Origin of the sequence: Kitasatospora sp. NBC_01250 (assembly GCF_036226465.1) — a bacterium.
Lineage (GTDB): Bacteria > Actinomycetota > Actinomycetes > Streptomycetales > Streptomycetaceae > Kitasatospora.
The window spans coordinates 4206982-4224719 of sequence record NZ_CP108476.1 but is presented as its reverse complement, the minus strand read 5'-3'; the positions used below and the strand labels follow the sequence as shown (position 1 = coordinate 4224719).

The 17738-nt window shown below is 74.0% G+C and carries 18 protein-coding genes; 10 read left to right on the top strand and 8 right to left on the bottom strand.

Going from position 1 to position 17738, the window contains the following annotated elements:
• Positions 1 to 69 precede the first annotated feature (69 nt).
• Entirely contained in the window at positions 70 to 1041 is a 972-nt protein-coding gene (locus OG500_RS17425; protein WP_329581244.1) for a LysR family transcriptional regulator, read from the top strand.
• A gap of 57 nt (positions 1042 to 1098) precedes the next feature.
• On the opposite strand, the gene dmpI is transcribed toward OG500_RS17425, so the two are convergent.
• Both dmpI and OG500_RS17415 read right to left on the bottom strand, forming a co-directional pair.
• A complete protein-coding gene (gene dmpI, locus OG500_RS17420) occupies positions 1099 to 1281 on the bottom strand; it encodes a 4-oxalocrotonate tautomerase DmpI (protein ID WP_327067609.1) in 183 nt (60 codons plus the stop codon).
• A gap of 335 nt (positions 1282 to 1616) precedes the next feature.
• The gene (locus OG500_RS17415) at positions 1617 to 2225 is read right to left on the bottom strand and encodes a YceI family protein (RefSeq protein WP_329581239.1); all 609 of its coding nucleotides are present in this window, start codon (positions 2223 to 2225) and stop codon (positions 1617 to 1619) included.
• Between the two features lie 210 nt (positions 2226 to 2435).
• Here OG500_RS17415 and OG500_RS17410 point away from each other — a divergent pair, with 210 nt between their 5' ends.
• From OG500_RS17410 to OG500_RS17400, 3 genes are all read left to right on the top strand, one after another.
• Positions 2436 to 5834, top strand: a complete 3399-nt coding sequence (locus tag OG500_RS17410; RefSeq protein WP_329581236.1) for a DEAD/DEAH box helicase — start codon at positions 2436 to 2438, stop codon at positions 5832 to 5834.
• Entirely contained in the window at positions 5831 to 6028 is a 198-nt protein-coding gene (locus OG500_RS17405) for a hypothetical protein (RefSeq protein ID WP_327067606.1), read from the top strand. Before OG500_RS17410 ends, OG500_RS17405 begins: the two co-directional genes overlap by 4 nt.
• A 69-nt stretch (positions 6029 to 6097) precedes the next feature.
• Positions 6098 to 7279 carry a DNA polymerase III subunit beta family protein gene (locus OG500_RS17400; protein ID WP_329581233.1) on the top strand — a complete coding sequence of 394 codons (1182 nt, stop codon included), beginning with the start codon at positions 6098 to 6100 and terminating at the stop codon, positions 7277 to 7279.
• A gap of 13 nt (positions 7280 to 7292) precedes the next feature.
• On the opposite strand, the gene OG500_RS17395 is transcribed toward OG500_RS17400, so the two are convergent.
• The gene (locus tag OG500_RS17395) at positions 7293 to 7961 is read right to left on the bottom strand and encodes a LysE family translocator (RefSeq protein ID WP_329581230.1); all 669 of its coding nucleotides are present in this window, start codon (positions 7959 to 7961) and stop codon (positions 7293 to 7295) included.
• Between the two features lie 13 nt (positions 7962 to 7974).
• Positions 7975 to 8718 carry a metallophosphoesterase gene (locus tag OG500_RS17390; RefSeq protein ID WP_329581228.1) on the bottom strand — a complete coding sequence of 248 codons (744 nt, stop codon included), beginning with the start codon at positions 8716 to 8718 and terminating at the stop codon, positions 7975 to 7977.
• Positions 8719 to 8842: 124 nt separating this feature from the next.
• Here OG500_RS17390 and OG500_RS17385 point away from each other — a divergent pair, with 124 nt between their 5' ends.
• Entirely contained in the window at positions 8843 to 9541 is a 699-nt protein-coding gene (locus tag OG500_RS17385) for a CGNR zinc finger domain-containing protein (protein WP_329581224.1), read from the top strand.
• Positions 9542 to 9574: 33 nt separating this feature from the next.
• On the opposite strand, the gene OG500_RS17380 is transcribed toward OG500_RS17385, so the two are convergent.
• Together OG500_RS17380 and OG500_RS17375 are read right to left on the bottom strand one after the other, a co-directional pair.
• Positions 9575 to 10573, bottom strand: coding sequence for an SDR family NAD(P)-dependent oxidoreductase (locus tag OG500_RS17380; RefSeq protein ID WP_329581222.1), 999 nt, complete (start codon positions 10571 to 10573; stop codon positions 9575 to 9577).
• A 202-nt stretch (positions 10574 to 10775) separates the two neighbouring features.
• Positions 10776 to 11696: an NADP-dependent oxidoreductase gene (locus OG500_RS17375; RefSeq protein ID WP_329581219.1), complete on the bottom strand. Its 921-nt coding sequence runs from the start codon at positions 11694 to 11696 to the stop codon at positions 10776 to 10778.
• Positions 11697 to 11778: 82 nt separating this feature from the next.
• Between OG500_RS17375 and OG500_RS17370 the strand changes: the two genes are divergently transcribed.
• From OG500_RS17370 to OG500_RS17355, 4 genes are all read left to right on the top strand, one after another.
• Positions 11779 to 12351: a TetR family transcriptional regulator gene (locus OG500_RS17370; RefSeq protein ID WP_327067599.1), complete on the top strand. Its 573-nt coding sequence runs from the start codon at positions 11779 to 11781 to the stop codon at positions 12349 to 12351.
• Between the two features lie 108 nt (positions 12352 to 12459).
• Complete coding sequence (locus OG500_RS17365; protein ID WP_327067598.1) at positions 12460 to 12825, top strand: helix-turn-helix domain-containing protein; 366 nt, start codon at positions 12460 to 12462, stop codon at positions 12823 to 12825.
• A 61-nt stretch (positions 12826 to 12886) separates the two neighbouring features.
• Positions 12887 to 13507 (top strand): hypothetical protein, encoded by a 621-nt coding sequence (locus tag OG500_RS17360; RefSeq protein WP_329581215.1) that lies wholly within the window; start codon positions 12887 to 12889, stop codon positions 13505 to 13507.
• Positions 13508 to 13660: 153 nt separating this feature from the next.
• Positions 13661 to 14005, top strand: coding sequence for a DUF2516 family protein (locus OG500_RS17355; RefSeq protein WP_442789176.1), 345 nt, complete (start codon positions 13661 to 13663; stop codon positions 14003 to 14005).
• Between the two features lie 88 nt (positions 14006 to 14093).
• Here the strand turns inward: OG500_RS17355 and OG500_RS17350 are convergent, their stop codons facing one another.
• Positions 14094 to 15701, bottom strand: a complete 1608-nt coding sequence (locus tag OG500_RS17350; protein WP_327067596.1) for a PP2C family protein-serine/threonine phosphatase — start codon at positions 15699 to 15701, stop codon at positions 14094 to 14096.
• Positions 15702 to 16064: 363 nt separating this feature from the next.
• Between OG500_RS17350 and OG500_RS17345 the strand changes: the two genes are divergently transcribed.
• Positions 16065 to 16649 (top strand): O-acetyl-ADP-ribose deacetylase, encoded by a 585-nt coding sequence (locus OG500_RS17345; protein ID WP_329581212.1) that lies wholly within the window; start codon positions 16065 to 16067, stop codon positions 16647 to 16649.
• Between the two features lie 148 nt (positions 16650 to 16797).
• Here the strand turns inward: OG500_RS17345 and OG500_RS17340 are convergent, their stop codons facing one another.
• On the bottom strand, positions 16798 to 17559 hold the full coding sequence (locus tag OG500_RS17340; protein ID WP_329581209.1) for a class I SAM-dependent methyltransferase: 762 nt from the start codon (positions 17557 to 17559) through the stop codon (positions 16798 to 16800).
• Positions 17560 to 17738 lie beyond the last annotated feature (179 nt).

Here is a 17738-nt window from a genome sequence, read left to right as displayed (position 1 = left end):
ACACCTGTTCCGCCGCATTGACGCACTGGCGTTGTCAATCGGGAGCGAACGGTTGCTACGCTGCCCGCCGTGCCCGTCGACCTGCATCCGCGCCTGCTGCGCGGCTTCGTCGCCACCGCCGAGACCCTGCACTTCGGGCAGGCGGCGGCGCACCTGCACGTGGCCCAGCAGGCGCTGAGCCGGGACGTCCGGACGCTGGAACGCCTGCTCGGGCGCCCGCTGTTCACCCGCACCACGCGCAGCGTCGCGCTCACCCCGGCGGGCGAGCGGCTGCTGCCGCAGGCGCGCCGGCTGCTCGCGCTGCAGGAGGAGATGCTGGCCCCGCCGCCGGACGGGGCGGTGCTGGTGGACCTCAACAGCGCGGTGTCGGGCGAGGACCTGACGCCGGACCGGATCCTGGCCGCCGCCCGCACCGCCGCGCCGGGGGTCGAGTTGCTGGCCCGCTATCACGGTGGACTGGCCGCCGGAGCACGGGAGTTGCTGGCCGGTCGGCTGGACGTGTCGTTCGGCTGGTTCGGCGGACTGCCGGCCGCGCTGCGCGAGCGCCTCGGCCAACGGCCGGTCCGGCTGGAGCCGTTGGCGCTGCTGCTGCCGCGGGGGCATCCGCTGGTGGACCGCGCCGCGATCCGGCTGGCCGACCTGGCCGGGCACCCGGTGGACATCTGCGCGGGCAATCCGGCCACCACCGAGTGGACGGAGTTCGGCGAACAGCTGCTGGCCGCCCACGGGTTGACGGCCGCGGCGCCGTCGCCCGGGCCGGTCGGCGCGACGGAGACGGCCCGCTACCTGGCCCAGCGCGGGAATCCGATGCTGACCACCATGGGCGGGCCCGAACTGTCCGGCGTGGTCACCCGGGCGCTGGTGGATCCGGTGCCGCTGACCCTGGTCAGCCTGGTCCACCGGGCCGGTCCACCCTCGTCCGGGGTCCGACTGCTGGCCGACTGCGCGGCCGAACTCGGCGCCGGCGAGGGCTGGTTGGTGCGACCGCCGGCGAGCTGGCTGACGGCATGGGACGAGCGACTGCTGGCGGCCCGCCCCTGAACGGCGCCCGGTGGGTGCCGCCGAAGGGGCGGGGCCGGTCCGCAGTGTGATGCTGTGTCACTTGTCGGCGGTCAACTTGCCGGCGGCGCCCCAGCTGTCGGTGGGCACCTCGTGGATCCAGACCTGCACGGTCTCGGCGGGGATCTGGTACGCGTCCACGAAGGCGTCGGTGATCCGGGCGACCAGCTCGCGCTTCAGCTCGACGGTCCGGGGGCCCTGCTGCACGGTGACGACGGGCATGTCCTGCTCCTTGGCTCGCGGCCCGCTCCGGCCTGTCCGGTGCGCGGTTCCGATGGGAACAGTTCACCGCGCGGGACCGGTGGCGACCCAGACCCGAATCGCTCTCGCAGCGATCACGAATCCTGATCAATTGCTGGTGGCGGCCGTTGCGGCGGGGCGGCCGGGGGGGCGGCCAGCAGGCGAGCCAGGCGGGGCGAGCGGTCGAACAGCTCGACCTTCAACTCCCCTGTCCTCCCCGGGCCCTGAACCCCTTACCCCGATCCCCGGCCATCCTGCCGCACGGGGCGGCGCCGGGGATCTGACCGGTGGAGCGGTCGAACAGCGGGCGGTGCCGGTCAGGCGCGGACGGCGGAGATGTCGAAGCTGAGCTTGACCTTCTCGCCGATCAGCACGCCGCCGGTCTCCAGCGCGGCGTTGTAGGTCAGGCCGAACTCGGTGCGGTCGACGGTGGCCGAGCCCTCGAAGCCCAGGCGCTGGATGCCGTAGGGGTCGGTGGCGGTGCCGGTGAACTCCAGGTTCAGCACGACCGGGCGGGTGATGCCCTTGATGGTCAGGTCGCCGGTCATCCGGTAGGTTTCCGCGTCGAGCTGCTCGGCGGCGGTGCTGCGGAAGGTGATCTCGGGGTGGGTCTCCACCGCGAAGAAGTCGCCGGTGCGCAGATGCCCGTCGCGCTGCTCGTTGCCAGTGCTGATGCTGGCGACCTTGATGACCAGTTCGGCGCTGGAGGCGGCCGGGTCGGCGCCGTCCAGGCGGAGGGTGCCCTGGTAGTCGGCGAACTCCCCGCGGACGTTGGTGACCATGGCGTGCCTGACCTGGAACCCGACCCGGCTGTGGGTGGTGTCGATGGTGTAGTCGCCGGTCAGGTGGCTGAGGTCGGGGCCGGCGGTCGCGGTCGCGAGGGCGGTGGTCTCGACGGTGTCGCTCTTGCGGTTGAACAGGCCCATGGCTCCTCCTCGGGTCCGAAGCCATTTGTTTAGGCTTCAACTTGTTGGCTCCACCATAGCGCAGCGTCGTTCAAGGTTCAACCATGTCGCCCGATTGGCTCAACGGAGCTGACCGGGGCGCTCGACTCCGCGGAGGAGAACGGGTGTCGGAGGTCCTGGTTAGGCTGCGAGGGACGTGATCAGTGGTGGTGGAGGAGGTGTCCCGGAGCGGTGTTCGCGGTGCACGGGCTGTGGCGCGGCCCCGGCGGTGGCCGGCTGGCGCTCTGGGCCGAGGACGCCCGTGCGCTGGGCGAGGCACGCGGACCGGTGCCGTACGGCACCGGCGGGGCCGGTGCGGGGGTCGGGCCTGCCGCGGCGCGGCCGCATCCGTACGCCTGCTCGGCCGAACTGCTGGGGCTGTTGCTGGCCGGCATCGGCCCCGGGCTGGCGTGGCTGGCCGGGCAGGCGGCCGAGCGCTGGGCCACCGTGACGCTCCCCTCGCTGAGCGGTGCGCCGGCCAGCTCGCCGGAACTGCTCGGTGGCCGGGCCCCGAGCGGGGTGTCGCTGCACGCCTGGCGGGTGCCCGCGCTGGTCTTCGAACCCGTGGAGGCGGCTCAGCTGCTGGGCGAGCTCTTCGACCCGCAGTGGGCGCTGACCACCGCCGAGCTCGACGGCGTCGGGCGGGTGGACGTCGGGTACGGCGCTTCGCTGCGCTGGCTGACGGGGGTGCACGACCTGGCCTGGCGACTGGCCGGGCAGGGGCGGGTGCTGCCCGCGCTGATCCGCGAGCCGGGCGGGAGAGGGCCGGGGGCAGGCAGGTCGCCCGTCGGCGCCGGGGTGGCATACGCGGGCTGGCAGCCGGAACTGAGCGCGGCCGACCGGCGCGAGGCGCGGGCCCTGGCGGAGGGGTGTCCGCCGGTCGTCCGGGGGGAGCGGCCGGCCGCGGTGCTGCTCGCGGAGGTCCTGGAGACGCTGACCGACCGCGAGGTCCGCGCCACCCTGGCGGACCACGCCGGGGTGCTGCGGCTGCCCCGCGGCGTGGCCGCCGCCGACCTGGACGGACGGGTGGCCGAGCGCTGGTTCGCCGCGCTGGGGGCGGGGGACGGGCGCTTCGAGGTGGCGCCGGCCGATCCGGCGGGTCCGCCCGTCGCGGAGGGGCCGCTGGAGGGGCCGGTCGACGAGCCGGTGGATCGGCGGGTGGACGAGCCGGTGGACGCGGGCGGCTCGGCCGAAGCGGCCGGCCAGGTGTCGGCCGCGCTCGACCGGCTGGGCGAGCGGCTGGCCGCCTGGCACGCCTCCGGCGGGCCGCAGGCGCCCGCCGTGCGGCTCTGCCTGCGGCTGGTCGAGCCGCTGGGGCCCGACCCCGCCGACCCGGAGGGCGGCACCTCCGATGCCCACTGGCGGCTGGAGTTCCTGCTCCAGGCGGTCGCCGAGCCCTCGCTGCTGGTGCCCGCCGCCGAGCTGTGGGCCGGCGGCGCGGCCCTCGCCGCCTTCGGCCGTGTCGTGGAGGACCCGCAGGGCGCGTACCTGGCCGAGCTGGACCGGGCCGTCCGCCTGCGCGCCGAGCTGCGGCCCGCGCTGCGCTCGGTGCGGCCGAGCGGTCTGACGCTGGACCGGGACGGCGCGCTCGACTTCCTGCGCCGGACCGCCCCGGTGCTCGCCGAGGCCGGTTTCGGGGTGCTGCTGCCCACCTGGTGGCAGCGCCGGCCACGGCTGGCGATGGCGCTCTCCGTGCGTTCGGCGGCGGTGGAGCCCTCCGGGCGGGCAGCGGCCGGCCCGCCCCCGCCCGACGGCCACGCCTGGCTGAACCGCGACGCCGTGGTCGCCTTCCGCTGGCAGGCCGCGCTGGACGGCCGGCCGCTCACCGCCCAGGAGCTGGCCGATCTCGCGGCGGCCAAGCGCGGCCTGGTCCGGGTGCGGGGGCAGTGGATTGAGGTGGACGCCGGGCAGATCGCCGCCGCCGTGGCCTTCCTGGCCCGGGAGGGCACCGGTGAGAGCAGCCCGGGTCGGCTGCTCAAGCTGGCGCTGGACCCGGGCGCGCTTGTCGCGGGGCTGCCGATCGGCGCCATCACCGCCACCGGGGTCCTGGGCACCCTGCTCGGCGACCGGCCGGCCTCCCTCGGCGACCGGGCGGGTGTCACCGGCGATCGGGAGGGTGCCACCGGGCCCCGGCCGACGGCCGGTTTCGGCACCACGCTGCGCCCGTACCAGGAGCGCGGAGTGGCCTGGCTGGCTTCGCTGAGCCGGCTCGGACTGGGCGCGGTGCTCGCCGACGACATGGGGCTGGGCAAGACCGTGCAGACCCTGGCCCTGCTCGCCGCCGAGCAGGAGGCAGGGGCAGGCGGCCCCACCCTGCTGGTCTGCCCGACCTCGCTGGTGGCCAACTGGCGGCGCGAGGCGGCCCGGTTCGCGCCGATGCTGCGGGTGCACGTCCAGCACGGGGCCGCCCGGCCCGGTGGGGAGCGGCTGCGCGAGGCCGTGACCGGCGCCGACCTGGTGATCACCACCTACGGCGTGGTCCAGCGTGAGGCCCCCGACCTGCGGGCCGTCCACTGGCGCCGGGTGATCGCCGACGAGGCGCAGAACATCAAGAACAGCGCCACCGCCCAGTCCAGGGCGCTGCGTTCGGTGCCCGCCGAGCACCGGATCGCGCTGACCGGAACGCCCGTGGAGAACCGGCTCAGCGAGCTGCACGCGATCCTGGACTTCGCCAACCCCGGTCTGCTCGGCTCGGCGGCGGCCTTCAAGGAGCGCTACACGATCCCGGTCGAGCAGCACGCCAACCCCGAGCGGACGGCCGAACTGGTGCGCCGGACCAGCCCGTTCATCCTGCGCCGGCGCAAGGACGACCCGGCCGTGGCCGTCGCGCTGCCTGCCAAGGAGGAGATGACCGTCTGGTGCGGCCTGACCGCCGAACAGACCGGGCTCTACCAGGCGGTGGTGGCCGACCTGCTGCACCGGCTGCGCGGGAAGAAGGGCGTGGAGCGCAAGGGGGCGGTGCTCGGCGCGATCGGCAGGCTCAAGCAGGTCTGCAACCACCCGGCCCAACTGCTGCACGACGGTTCGGCGGTGGCCGGCCGCTCGGGCAAGCTGGCACGGTTGGAGGAGGTGCTGGCCGAGGCCCTCGCCGAGGGGGACCGCGCGCTGGTCTTCACCCAGTACGCCGAGTTCGGCTCGTTGCTCCACCGCCACCTGGCCGAACGGCTCGGCACCGAGGTGCTCTACCTGCACGGCCGGCTGCCCGCCGGGCGGCGCGACGAACTGGTGCGGCGCTTCCAGGAGTCCACCGGAAAGGACGCGCCCGGTGTCTTCCTGCTCTCGCTCAAGGCCGGCGGCACCGGGCTCAACCTCACCGCGGCGAACCAGGTGATCCACCTGGACCGCTGGTGGAACCCGGCGGTGGAGCAGCAGGCCACCGACCGGGCGCACCGGATCGGTCAGCACCGCACCGTGCAGGTCCGCCGGTTCGTCTGCGCCGGGACGGTGGAGGAGCGGATCGCGGGCCTGATCGAGTCCAAGCGCGCGCTGGCGCAGACCGTGGTGGGCGGGGGCGAACGCTGGCTCACCGAGCTGTCCGACGGTGAGCTGCGCGAGCTGCTGACCCTGTCCCAGGAGGCGATCACCGAATGACCGAGCCGACGGCGAACGGACCGGAGGGCCTGGAGGGGTACTGGCAGGGCGACTTCACGCTGCGGCGGGAGGGAGCGAGCGCCGCACCGGCCGGGCCGCTGCCGATCGAGCGGCTGACGGCGCCGGAGATCACCGTCCGGGGCCGGAACCTCGCGGTGCTGCTCGCCCCGGTCTACCGGGCGCTGACCTCCTGACCACCGCGCTCCCCGCTGCTTGACCCTCGACCTGGTCGAGCCCCCAGAGTCCTCGTCATGGAGAGCGTGATGCGCAGTATCGGCCAGCTGGCCCGGGAGAGCGGGCTGACCGTCAGCGCGCTGCGGTTCTACGACAGCGCGGGGGTCTTCGGCCCGGCGCGGGTCGACCCGCAGACCGGCTACCGCTGGTACGCGCCGGACCAGCTCGCCGATGCCCGGCTGCTGTGCCGACTGCGCCGGGTCGGGCTGCCGCTGGCCGAACTCCGGCTGGTGCTTGCCGCACCGGCCGGCTCCGACACCGCCCGCCAGGTGCTCGACCGGCACCTGCGGCGGCTGGAGGACGGCCTGGCCGACGCGCGTCGCGAACTCTCCTCGGCCCGCAGACTGATCGACGAGAGGGAGCAACCGATGAACACGACGACCGACACCAGCACCGCCCGGGACGCCGCACGGATCACCGTGGCGGGCGCGGAACTGGCCGCGGCGCTGGCCGCCGTCCGCTTCGCGGTGAGCGCCGACCCCGAACTGCCCATGCTGGGCGGTGTGCTGTTCGACCTGGACGGCGCGGCGCTGCGGCTGGTGGCCACCGACCGCTACCGGATGGCGGTCGGTACGGCTGCGGTGCGCTCGGCGGAGGGCACCGGGTTCAGCGCCCTGCTGCCGACCGGGCCGGCCGATGAGATCGGCCGGCTGGTGGCCTCGGCCGTGGCGGCGGACCAGGACGCCGAGGTGACCATCGGCGTGACGGGTGGCTCGGTGACGGTGGCGGCCGGTGGGGGCCGGGTGACGGGCGAGTGCCTGGACCTGGACTTCCCCGACTACCGCCGGCTGGTCCGGCTGGAGCCCGGCCACCGGGTGGAGCTGGGCACCGCGGACCTGCGCCGCGCGGTCCTGGCGGGCACCATCCGCCCGTCCAGCTCGTCCAGCTCGTCCAGCTCGTCCAGCCCGTCCAGCCGGTCCGGTCAGGAGCCGGGGGCCGGCGCCGAGGGCCCGGTCATCGTGCTCGCGGTGGATCAGGACGGCGGGCTGCGGGTGGTCGAGAGCGGTGCGGGCAGCCCGGACGAGCTGGTCGCGGAGGCGGCCGCTCGGGCGGAGGCACTGCGGGTGGCCGTGAACCGGGAGTTCCTGCTGGAGGCGATCGACGCGACCCAGGGCCAGCTGGTGCTCGAACTCGGTGGCGTGATCAGCCCCTTGGCCATCCGGTCGGCCGACGGCAACTTCTCGCTGCTGATGCCGGTGCGCCTCTCGTAGGGTCAACGGCGTTTCAGTTGAGCGCTGTTCGCAGGCCGAGGCCGACCAGGACCGCCGCAGTGGCGCGGTGCAGGGCGGCCTTGGCCCGCGGGGAGCGCAGGGCGCCGGCCTTGTCGACCACCACGGTCCAGGCCAGCAGCCAGGCGGCCACCAGCAGCGCCTGGGCCGTCGCCAGCTCGAACACCTGGGGGAGGACGGGCCGGTGGGGTGCGAGGAACTGCGGGACCAGGGTCAGGAAGATCGACGCCGCCTTCGGGTTGAGCACGTTGCCGAGCAGCGCCTGGCGGTAGGTCGACGACAGCGCGCGGGCCTGCGGCCGGGGTCGGGGCCCGGGGCGGCCCTGGGACTGGCCCTGGGACCGGGCCCGGCCGTCGGCGGTGGCCGGGGCGCCCGCCCGGCCGCCGTCGCGCCAGGTCCAGAGGCCGAGCAGCACCAGGTAGACCGCGCCGCCCAGCCGGACGGCGGTGAAGGCCTGGCTGGAGCGCAGCAGCAGCGCCGACAGCCCGAACGCGGCCAGCGAGGCGTGCAGGTAGAGCCCGGTCACCGTGCCGAGCACCACCGCCGGACCGTGGCGCCGGTCACCCGTGCCGACCCGCTGAGTGAGCAGGGTCAGGCTGGCCCCCGGCGTTGCCACCAGCGGGAACACCGCGGCGAGGAAGCCCAGGACGCCGTGCGGGCCCATCAGCGGCGGCCGTTCACGAGGTGACCACCCGGAAGTGGGTGGTCAACCGCCGCTGGTCGTCGAGCACATGGAAGGCGATGCCGGGCGGCTGCTCGCGGTCGGCGGCCTCCGTGCCCTCCCAGGGCAGCCGCAGCGTCCAGGTGACCGCCGGGCCGACCAGCAGCGGCCGGCCGGCGAAGGTGGTGGCGGCGGCGGTGTGGGCGTGCCCGGTCAGCACCGCGACCACCTCGGGGTGGCGCTCCAGCAGGGCCGCCAACTCCCGCTCGCCCTGCAGGGTGTAGGCGTCGGGAAGCGGGTGGTGCAGTTTCACCGGCGGGTGGTGGAAGGCGAGCAGGGCGGGGGTGCCGGCCGGCAGGCCGTCCAGCGTCTCGGCCAGCCAGTGCATGGTCCAGCCGTCGAGCAGGCCCTCGTCCTCGCCCGGGATGCTGGAGTCGCACATCAGGATCGCGGCTCCGCCGATCAGGTGCAGGCGGTTGACCGGACCCGCCGCGGCGGGCTCGCCCAGCAGCGCGCTGCGCAGCGCCGGCCGGGCGTCATGGTTGCCCGGGCAGGTCAGCACCGGGAACGGTGCGGCGAGGATCCGGGCGGCCTCCTGGTACTCGGCCACCGCTCCGTGGTCGGCGATGTCGCCGGTGACCAGCAGCGCGTCCACCGGTGTGGGCAGCGACCGCAGGTGATGCATGACGCGTTCGGCACGTTCGCGCGCTCGCTCCGTGCCGTCCAGATGGAGATCGCTGATCTGTGCGAGCAGGACCATGACGTGGCACCCCCGACGGGTCGGCCGATGGCTCTGCCACGGCCTTCTAACGGTAAATGAGTTTCTAACCGTTGGAGACGGTAGGGTACGACCAGCGTGATGATCAAGTGAGGCGAGGGAATCCGTGAAGGAAGGCCAGCTGGCGCTGGAACTGGCGGCCACCATCCGCCATGACGGAGACGGCGGGGTTGCCGACGACCTGTCCACGCCGGACGGGATGGCGGCGTGGCTGCGCGCCCGTCCGCTCCTGCTCGACGCGGCCGGGCTGCCCTCGGCTGCCGGGGCTGCCGGGGCTGCCGCGGCTCTGGGGGAGGCCGGGGTCGGGGCCGAGGTCGGGGAGCAGGTGCTGGCCGTCCGGGCCGCGCTCCGGGCGCTGCTGGCCCGGGCGGTCAGCCCTGCCCCGCCCAGCCGTGCCGACGCGCACCGCCTGCTCCCCGCGGATCAGGCGGTGGCCCGGCTCAACGCCGCGGCGGCCGGGCAGCCGGTGGTCCCGCAGCTTGACTGGCCGGCGGTCGGCGCTCCGGCCGTACGGCTGCTCGCCGCGGGCACGGCCGCTCCGCCGGCCAGCGGTTCGCGGTCCGCCGCGGAGGTGGCGGTGGCGGAGGTGGCGGCGGGTGCGCGCCTCGCCGCGGTCCTCGCACGGGCCGCCATCGGCTTCCTTGCCGGGCCCGACCTGGTCCGCCTGCGGGCCTGCACGGCGCCCCGGTGCGTGCGGTACTTCCTCAAGGAGCACGGCCGCCAGGAGTTCTGCAAGCCCTCCTGCGGCAACCGTGCCCGCGCCGCCCGCCACTACCAGCGCCACCACGGAGCCCCCGCCGACTGACGCCCCGTCGCCGTCCTGCCGCGGTCGGGCACTTCACCGGGCCGGCCCGCGGGACGTCCGTGGCCGATGGTCGGACGCTCCCTGGAGCAGGGCCAGGTGGGGCTCGACACCGACCCCGTCGCAGCTGGCGTCCCACAGGTGCCCGGCGGCGGTGGGGTCGGTCATGTGGGCGCGGGCGGCCTCCAGTTGCGGCGTGCCGCGCAGGCCGAAGGCCCTGGGGCCCCACAGCTGTCCGCCCTGGACGTGCGGGTCCAGGACGGCCCGGACGATCGGCCAGGCCCCGCGGTCCTTGCCCTGGAGCAGCAGGCCGGCGGGCAGGCCGCGCAACCGCGTGCCGAGGGTTGGCACATGCACGCCCGCACGGGACGGGGTCAGCGAATCCAGGGCGCCACCGGGGTGGGCCACCACGCTGAGCACGGTGCTGCCACGGACGCGCAGGCGGCGGTCGAGTTCGAAGGCGAAGGACATCTGCGCCAGCTTCGACCGGCCGTAGGCCCGCCCCGGGCGGTAGTCCCGGGCCGACTGGAGGTCGTCCGGGTCCAGCCGCTCGGATCGCGCCGCGAAGCTCCCCACCGTCACGATCCGGGCGGCCGGTGCCGCTGCCAGCAGGGGTGCCAGCTCTCGGGTCAGCGCGACGTGCCCCAGATGGTTGACTCCGAACATGAGCTCGTGACCGTCCTTCGTCGTGCGCCGCGGCGGCTCGTCGAGCGCGATACCGGCGTTGTGGACCACCGCGTCGAGCCGGTCGAGCCCGAGCCCGTCCGCGGCGGTCCGCACGGAGGCCAGGTCGGCGAGGTCCAGCGGGAGGTGGCGCAGCTGGGCGCCGGGGACGCGTGCGCGGATCGAGGCCATGGCGGCGCGGGCCCTCTGCTGGTCCCGAGAGCCGAGGACCACGAGGGCCCCGGTCCCGGCGAGCTGTTCCGCGACGAAGTAGCCGATCCCGGCGTTGCCCCCGGTGACCAGGAAGGACTTGCCGGCGGCGGACGGCAGCCGGTGGACGTCCCACGGCGGGGTCAGGGGTGCGGAAGACATGGGCAAGAGGCTCCTTCGGCTCGGGGCGGTGCGCAGAGGGCAACGCCAACCAGGTCAAGGACACCGCGTGCGACCCACAGATCGCTGATGGATCGCCGTCACCGCCGACAGAATCCCGGCACCCCGCCCGCCCGTTCTCAGTGAAGGTGAACCACAACCGGGGCAGCTCGGCTGCGGCCGTTGCCTCGGCGAGCGCGCCGGTTCACAGGGCGATCACGATTTTGCCGTGGACATGCCTCTGGGCCTGCGTCGTCACGGCTTCGCGAATCCGCTCGACCGGGAAGGTCGCCGCGATCGGAACCGTGATCTCGCCAGAACGGATCGCGTCGGCGATCCGTTCCAGGGTGCCCGGGCCCGCGTCGAGGGCGCCCGCCTTGCGCACGCCGGGCGGCGGGGCGGGGCCGTCGGCCACGACGGAGATCCGCTCGGGTGCCACGCCGAGCTTGAGCGCGGTCTCGGCCGCCTCCCTTCCGAACAGGTCGGTTGCGGCGGTGATCCCCTCGGGTGCCAGGGCCCGCACCCGGTCCGCCAGGCCGGGGCCGTACGCCACGGGTTCGGCGCCGAGCCCGCGCAGGAATCCGAACGTGCGCTCGGAGGCGGTGCCGAGCACCCGGGCACCCGCAAGCTTCGCCAGCTGCACGGCGAAGATGCCCACGCCACCCGCCGCCCCACCGATCAGGACGGTGTCCCCGGCGCGGAGCCCGATCGCGGCGAGCGCGGAGGAGGCCGTCAGACCGGACACCGGAAGCGTGCCCGCCACCTCGTCGCCGACGCCCTCCGGGGTGGGCCACAGGTGTGCCGTGGGTGTCTTGACCAGCACGAAGTCAGCGACGGACCGGCCGATCGCAGCCCCGTACACCCGGTCGCCGGTCGCGAATCCGGTGGCTTCGGCGCCCACCTCGTCCACCACTCCAGCGAAGTCGCTGCCGAACCCGGCCGGCAAGGTGATGCCGAACCGCGCCGCCATGTCGGGCTGTGTGGTGATTTGCCAATCCATCGGATTCAGCCCGGCGGCCGTGACCCGGACGCGAACCTCGTCCGGAGCGGCGTGCGGCTCGGGTATCTCCTGCACTTCGAGCACTTCGGGACCGCCGAAACGCCGGTAACGGACAGCTTTGCTCATCGGTGACCTCTCCTGGCCAGTGATGGGACTTTGTCTCATGACCGTACACCAGTGATGGGACGAAGTCCCGTACACTGCTCCCATGGCTCGCTGGCAACCCGACGCACCAGGGCGACTCGCCGCCGCCGCCCTCGACCTCTTCGAGGAGCGCGGCTACGAGAACACGACCGTGATCGAGATCGCGGAGCGCGCGGGGCTCACCAAGAGCACGTTCTTCCGGTACTTCCCGGACAAGCGCGAGGTGCTCTTCGACGGGGGCACGGTGACCGGTCTGCTCGTCGAAGGGATCGCCGCGGCGCCGCCGACGGCCGGGCCGCTCGACGCGGTGGCGGACGCTCTCGATGCGCTCGGCCGGACGTTCTTCGCCGCCGACCGCCGCGAGTTCAGCGGCCGGCGCCAGGCCGTGCTGAACGCCACTACGGAACTGCGTGAACGCGAAGCCCTGAAGAGGATCGACCTCACCGCCTCGATGATCGAGGCCCTCGGTCGCCGCGGAGTCCCGAGCCTGACCGCGCGCGTGGCCGCGCAACTGGGCGCGCTCGCCTGGGAGATCGCCTACGACCAGTGGATCGACACCGACAACAGCGAGGGCTTCGGTCCGCTGGCACGGCAAGCGCTCGCCGAAGTGCGCGCGGCCGGAGCCGTGCGCTGCTGAAAGTCGACCACATCACCTCGAGCGGCCCCCGGCGGAGCGTCACCGGTGCGTCGGGCTGCGTTAGCTGTGCTGCTTGCATTTGCAAGCAGCGGTAGGCAGCATGAAGGCATGGCTTCACTGAACGTGGGCTCGCTGGGTGAGTACATCCGCGAGCAGCGGCGCGGTGCGCAGTACTCGCTGCGCCAGTTGGCGGAGGCTGCGGGTGTGTCCAACCCGTACCTCAGCCAGATTGAGCGAGGGCTGCGCAAACCGAGTGCGGAGATCCTGCAGCAGATCGCCAAGGCCCTGCGGATCTCGGCCGAGACGCTGTATGTGCAGGCGGGGATCCTGGAGGAGCGGCCGGCGGGCGGGGCGGACCTGCGGGCGGCGATCTTCGCGGACACGGCGATCAGCGAGCAGCAGAAGCACGCGCTGCTGGCGGTGTACGAGGCCTTCGTGCGGGACAACCGCGAGCAGGCCCCGGACCAGGGCTGACCTCAGCCCGCGGTCGGGAAACGACGTGCAGAGAGACGACGTGCGACGAGAGGAAGAGCGGATGCCCGGCACCGACGAGATCAGGAACGAGATCAGGAAGACGCTGAGCGATCCGACGCCGCTCTATGCGCTCGCGGGCGCCAGTGATCTGGCCTACGAGAAGCTGCGCGAGGTACCCGGGCGGGTCGAGGCGCTGGCCGGCGACCGGCGGGCGGCGCAGGAGGCGGCGGCCACGCGGCTGCAGGAGGCGCAGACCCTGCTGCAGGAGGCACAGGCCAAGGTGGTCGGGACGGTGACCACGCTGCCCACCGACTTCCGGGCGCTGCAGGACCGGGCGCAGACCTTCGCGTTCGAGCAGGTGGGCCGGGCCGCCGGCTTCGTCGTCAAGGCGAAGGAGGTCTACGACGAGCTCGCGGAGCGCGGCAAGGAGGTCGTGGAGAAGGGCTTCCCCGGCCGCTCGGAGACCGGGGCACCGGACGCGGCCGAGAGCGCATCGGTGACCGTGGAGGTCGGCGATGCGGTGCCGGCGGACACCGAGACCATCGAGGTGGTCGAGGTGGTGGAGCTCGTCGACGACCCGGCCGAGCCTGCCGCGCAGACCGAGCAGACCGAGCAGACCGAGCCGAAGAAGCCGGCGAAGAAGGCTGCCCGCCCGCGGAAGGCGCCGGGCGCCGGGAAGTAACGGCCGGCCGGGACATCCGCTGGTCCGGTGCGGCACGCTTCGGGCGCCTGGCTCGTTCACCGTTTGCCAGGCGCCACCGCGTGCCAGGATGGATGAGGACGGCCGTGGAAATCCACGGCGCGGTGGCGACGAGGTTGGTGTGAGGAGATCCGAGTGAGCATCACGTACTTCGACGCCCTGAATCCGTTCTGGTGGCTGTCCGCTGGAATCACGCTCTTCCAGGTGTTCGTCTTCGTCGACGCCGCCGTCCGGCGGGAGGACGCCTACCGCGCCGCGGACAAGAAGACCAAGGGGTTCTGGCTGGTGCTCCTCGGCGTGGCGCTCGGGATCGACCTGGCCTTCGGGGCCAACTTCATCGGAAGCTTCCTGACCCTGGCCGGGCTGGTGGCCGCGATCGTCTACATGGTCGACGTCCGTCCGGCGATCAAGGCGATCACCGGTGGCCGGGGCGGCAAGGGCGGCAGCAGCCGCAACACGGGGCCGTACGGCCCCTGGTAACGGCCCCTGGTAACGGCCCCTGATATGGCTCCCGGCAACCGGCCCCTCCGGTAGCGGCCGGCCCCCGGGAGCAGGAAGCGTTGCCTGCTCAGCCCATCAGTGGCTGCTGCTGGGTGCGTTCCAGCAGCAGGATGGCGACATCGTCGGTCAGGGCCCCGCCGTTGAGGTCCTCGACCTCGGCCAGTGCGCTGTCGACCAGTCGGCCACGCGTCAGGCCGCTGGCCTGGTGGTCGCCGATCAGGCCGATCAGACCGTCCTGGCCCAGGCGGCGCGATCCGGCGCCGACCCGGCCCTCGATCAGACCGTCGGTGTAGAGCAGCAGGCTCCAGCCGGGCTGCAGCTCCAGGTGGTGCGGCGGCCAGCTGGCGTCGGGGTCGTCGCAGGACAGCAGGCCGAGCGCCGGACCCGCCTGGTCGGAGGAGAGCACCACGGGCCGTCCGGCGGGGGAGAGCAGCAGCGGGGAGGGGTGGCCCGCGAGGTAGAGCTGGGCGTGCTCCACCTCGGGCCGGTCGGAGGGCAGCGGCTGCTGACCGACGCCCGGAGCCGGTCGGTCGCCGGCCCTGCGGGGACCGGTGGTGGCCCTGCGGTGGCCCCGCGGCGCGTCGTCGGCCGGCGTGCCAGGGGTGATCACCAGCATGCAGAGGGTCGCGAAGATCTCGTCGCTGCGGCGTTCGTGCTCCAGCACGTGCTGGAGGGTGGTGAGGAGGGTCTGGCCGCTCAGTCCGGCGAAGACCAGGGTCCGCCACGCTATCCGCAGCGCGACACCGAGGGCGGCCTCGTCCGGTCCGTGCCCGCAGACGTCCCCGATGACGACGTGAATGGTGCCGTCGTCGGTGCGGACCGCGTCGTAGAAGTCGCCGCCGAGCAGGGCCCGGCGGCGACCGGGCCGGTAGCGGCGGGTGAAGGAGAGGTCGGCCCCCTCCAGCAGCGGGGTGGGCAGCAGGTGGCGCTGCAGGCGGGCGTTCTCCTGCCCGCGCAGTTCGGCCTCGACCAGGCGGCGCTGGGACTCGTCGGCCCGCTTGCGCTCCACCGCGTAGCGCAGCGCGCGGGCCAGCAGCGGGCCGTCGGTGTCGTCCTTGGTGAGGAAGTCCTGGGCGCCCGCGGCCACGGCTGCGGCGCCCAGCCGGGTGTCGGCGGCATCGGTGAGCACCACGATGGCGGCCTTCGGAGCCAGGCGCAGCAACTCGTGGAGCCCGTCCAGCGGGTCGGCGCCGTCGGCGCCCGGCATGGCGGCGGCGCCGGGGAGGGGGCTGTCGGCGGTGGTGCTGGAGGGCGTCGCCAGGTCGAGCAGGACACAGCTGAAGTCGATCGGCAGGGTGCGGGCGCGGCGCCCGGGGACGGCGGGCTGCGGGGTGAGCTGGGCGGCGGCCAGCTCCAGGCTGCGGGCCCAGGTGAGCTCGACCGGGGTGCCGCTGGCGGCGATCAGCTCCTGGATCAGCCGGGCGTCGGTGGTGTCGTTCTCGATCACCAGCAGTTTGAGGGGGGCGGCGGCCCGGTCGGCGGGGGCGGGGCGCCAGGTGGCGCGGGGGCCGGGGAGCGGGAAGGCGGTGGTCGCGCCCGCCTCGCCGCCGTCCGGGCTCCCGGGAAGCCGGGGCGTCAGGCTTGGCTCGCCGAGCCCGGTCAGTCCACCCATCGTGCCGAAGCCGTCGAGGGTGTCGAGGTCGTGCAGGGCGTTCAGGCCGTTCAGGTCGTCCATCCGATTCAGCCTCTCGTCGGCTGCGAGGGCCGCCGGATCAGGGCAGGGGGCAGCGACCCGCTGGCGGACGCCAGCACCTGCCGGGGCACCGGACCGGCCTTCGACGCCGAGTCCCTGCCCGTCTCCCGTAGCGGGCACGGATGGTTCCTCCCTCTCCCTGACGGGGTAACGGCTGCGGTCCGCGCGCAGTGCCCGCGTGGCACCGCGAGTCAGGGAGTTTCTCGTGACCATAACGTGATCTCCCGAGATTTCCTTGGCTGATGGGGGCTGGTGTGGCTATTGCCACGCTGGTGGCGGGCGTGATCGCTAGCGTGAGCGGTTCGGTGGCCGGGCAATCGCGCGGCCGATCTTGAGGAGTTGACGGTGACGCAGATCACGTTGATCCAGGGTGATATCACGAAGCAGCGAGTGGACGTCGTGATCAACGCGGCCAACTCGTCGCTGCTGGGCGGCGGTGGCGTCGACGGCGCGATCCACCGTGCGGGCGGGCCCGAGATCCTGGCCGAGTGCCGGGCGTTGCGGGCTTCGCACTACGGCAGGGGGCTGGCCGTCGGCCGGGCGGTGGCGACCACGGCCGGGCTGCTGCCGGCCGGCCATGTGGTGCACACCGTCGGGCCGGTCTACGGCGCGGAGCGGTACGAGCAGCTGGCGGGGCTGCTGGCCTCCTGCTATCGGGAGTCGCTCAGGATGGCGGTGCTGGAGCTGAGCGCCAGGAGCGTGGCGTTTCCCGCGGTGTCCACCGGGGTCTACGGGTGGCCGATGGAGGACGCGGCCCGGATCGCGCTGTCGACGGTGGCCGAGGTGCTGGCGGAGGATCCGGTCAGGGCGGTGGCGGGGCTGGAGGTGCGGTTCGTGCTGTTCGGCGCGGAGGCGTACGAGATCTTCGCGCGGGTGCGGGAGGAGCTGGGGCTCGGCTCGACCGGGGGCGAGCGGCAGGCAGGCCGATAGAACGGCCGGTAAGGCGGGTGGCATGGAGAGCTGCTGTCTGGTCGAGTCAAGGAGCGGTGGCACCGACGTCATCAGGTGCGCTCCCATAGTGGACTGACGACACGTCAACCTGCCAGAGGAATTCGATAACTCGTTCGAGTGAATCGAATCAGGGTGCCAGTGCCGACCAGGGCAGCGTGGCCTCGCCCTGCCGCCAGCGCCCGCGCGTGTCGACCAGCGGCCAGCTGCCACCCAGCGCCGTGCAGGCGGCCACCCAGCGCTGCCTGGCGCCGAACGCCCCGTAGGGCGCGGCGGCGGCCCAGGCGCGGTCGAAGTCGGTGAGGAAGGCGTGCACCGGGCGCCCCGGCACGTTGTGGTGGATGAGCGCCTTGGGCAGCCGCTCGGCCAGGTCCGAGGGCCGCTCCAGGGTGGCCAGCCGGGCGGCGAAGGTCACCGTGCGGGGTCCCTCGGGGCCCAGCGCCACCCAGACGTGCCGGCGGCCGATCTCGTCGCAGGTGCCCTCGACGAGCAGCCCGTCCGGGGCGAGTCGGCCGCAGAGCCGCTCCCAGACCGCCTCCACCGCCTCCTCCTCGTACTGGCGCAGCACGTTGGCGGCGCGGATCAGCTGGGCCGAGGCGCCATCCAGCGGCACTTCGAAGCCGCCGCGGCGGAAGGTCAGCGCGGGGGGTTCGGCGTAGGGCAGCGCGGCGGCCACCCGGGCCGGCTCGATCTCGATGCCCACCGTTCGCAGGTCGGGGCGCACGGCCCGGAGGCGGTGGGAGAGCTCGACGGCCGTCCACGGCGCCGCGCCGTAGCCGAGGTCGACGGCCACCGGCGGCTGGTCGGCGGCGCGCAGCCGGGGAGCCAGCGTGTGCACGATCCAGCGGTCCATCCGCCGCAGGCGGTTGGTGTTGGTGGTGCCACGGGTCACGGAACCGACCGGACGGCTGCCGGCGGGCGTGGCGCGACCGGCGGGAGAAGTCGATGGCTTCGACGTCCGGTGCGCGGCGGGGCGGCCCACGGAGCTGGGCGCGCCCGGATCGGAGGAGGAAGCCATGCCCGAAGCCTATGCCGAGCCGTCCGGACCACCGTTGCGGGCCCGGACGGGGC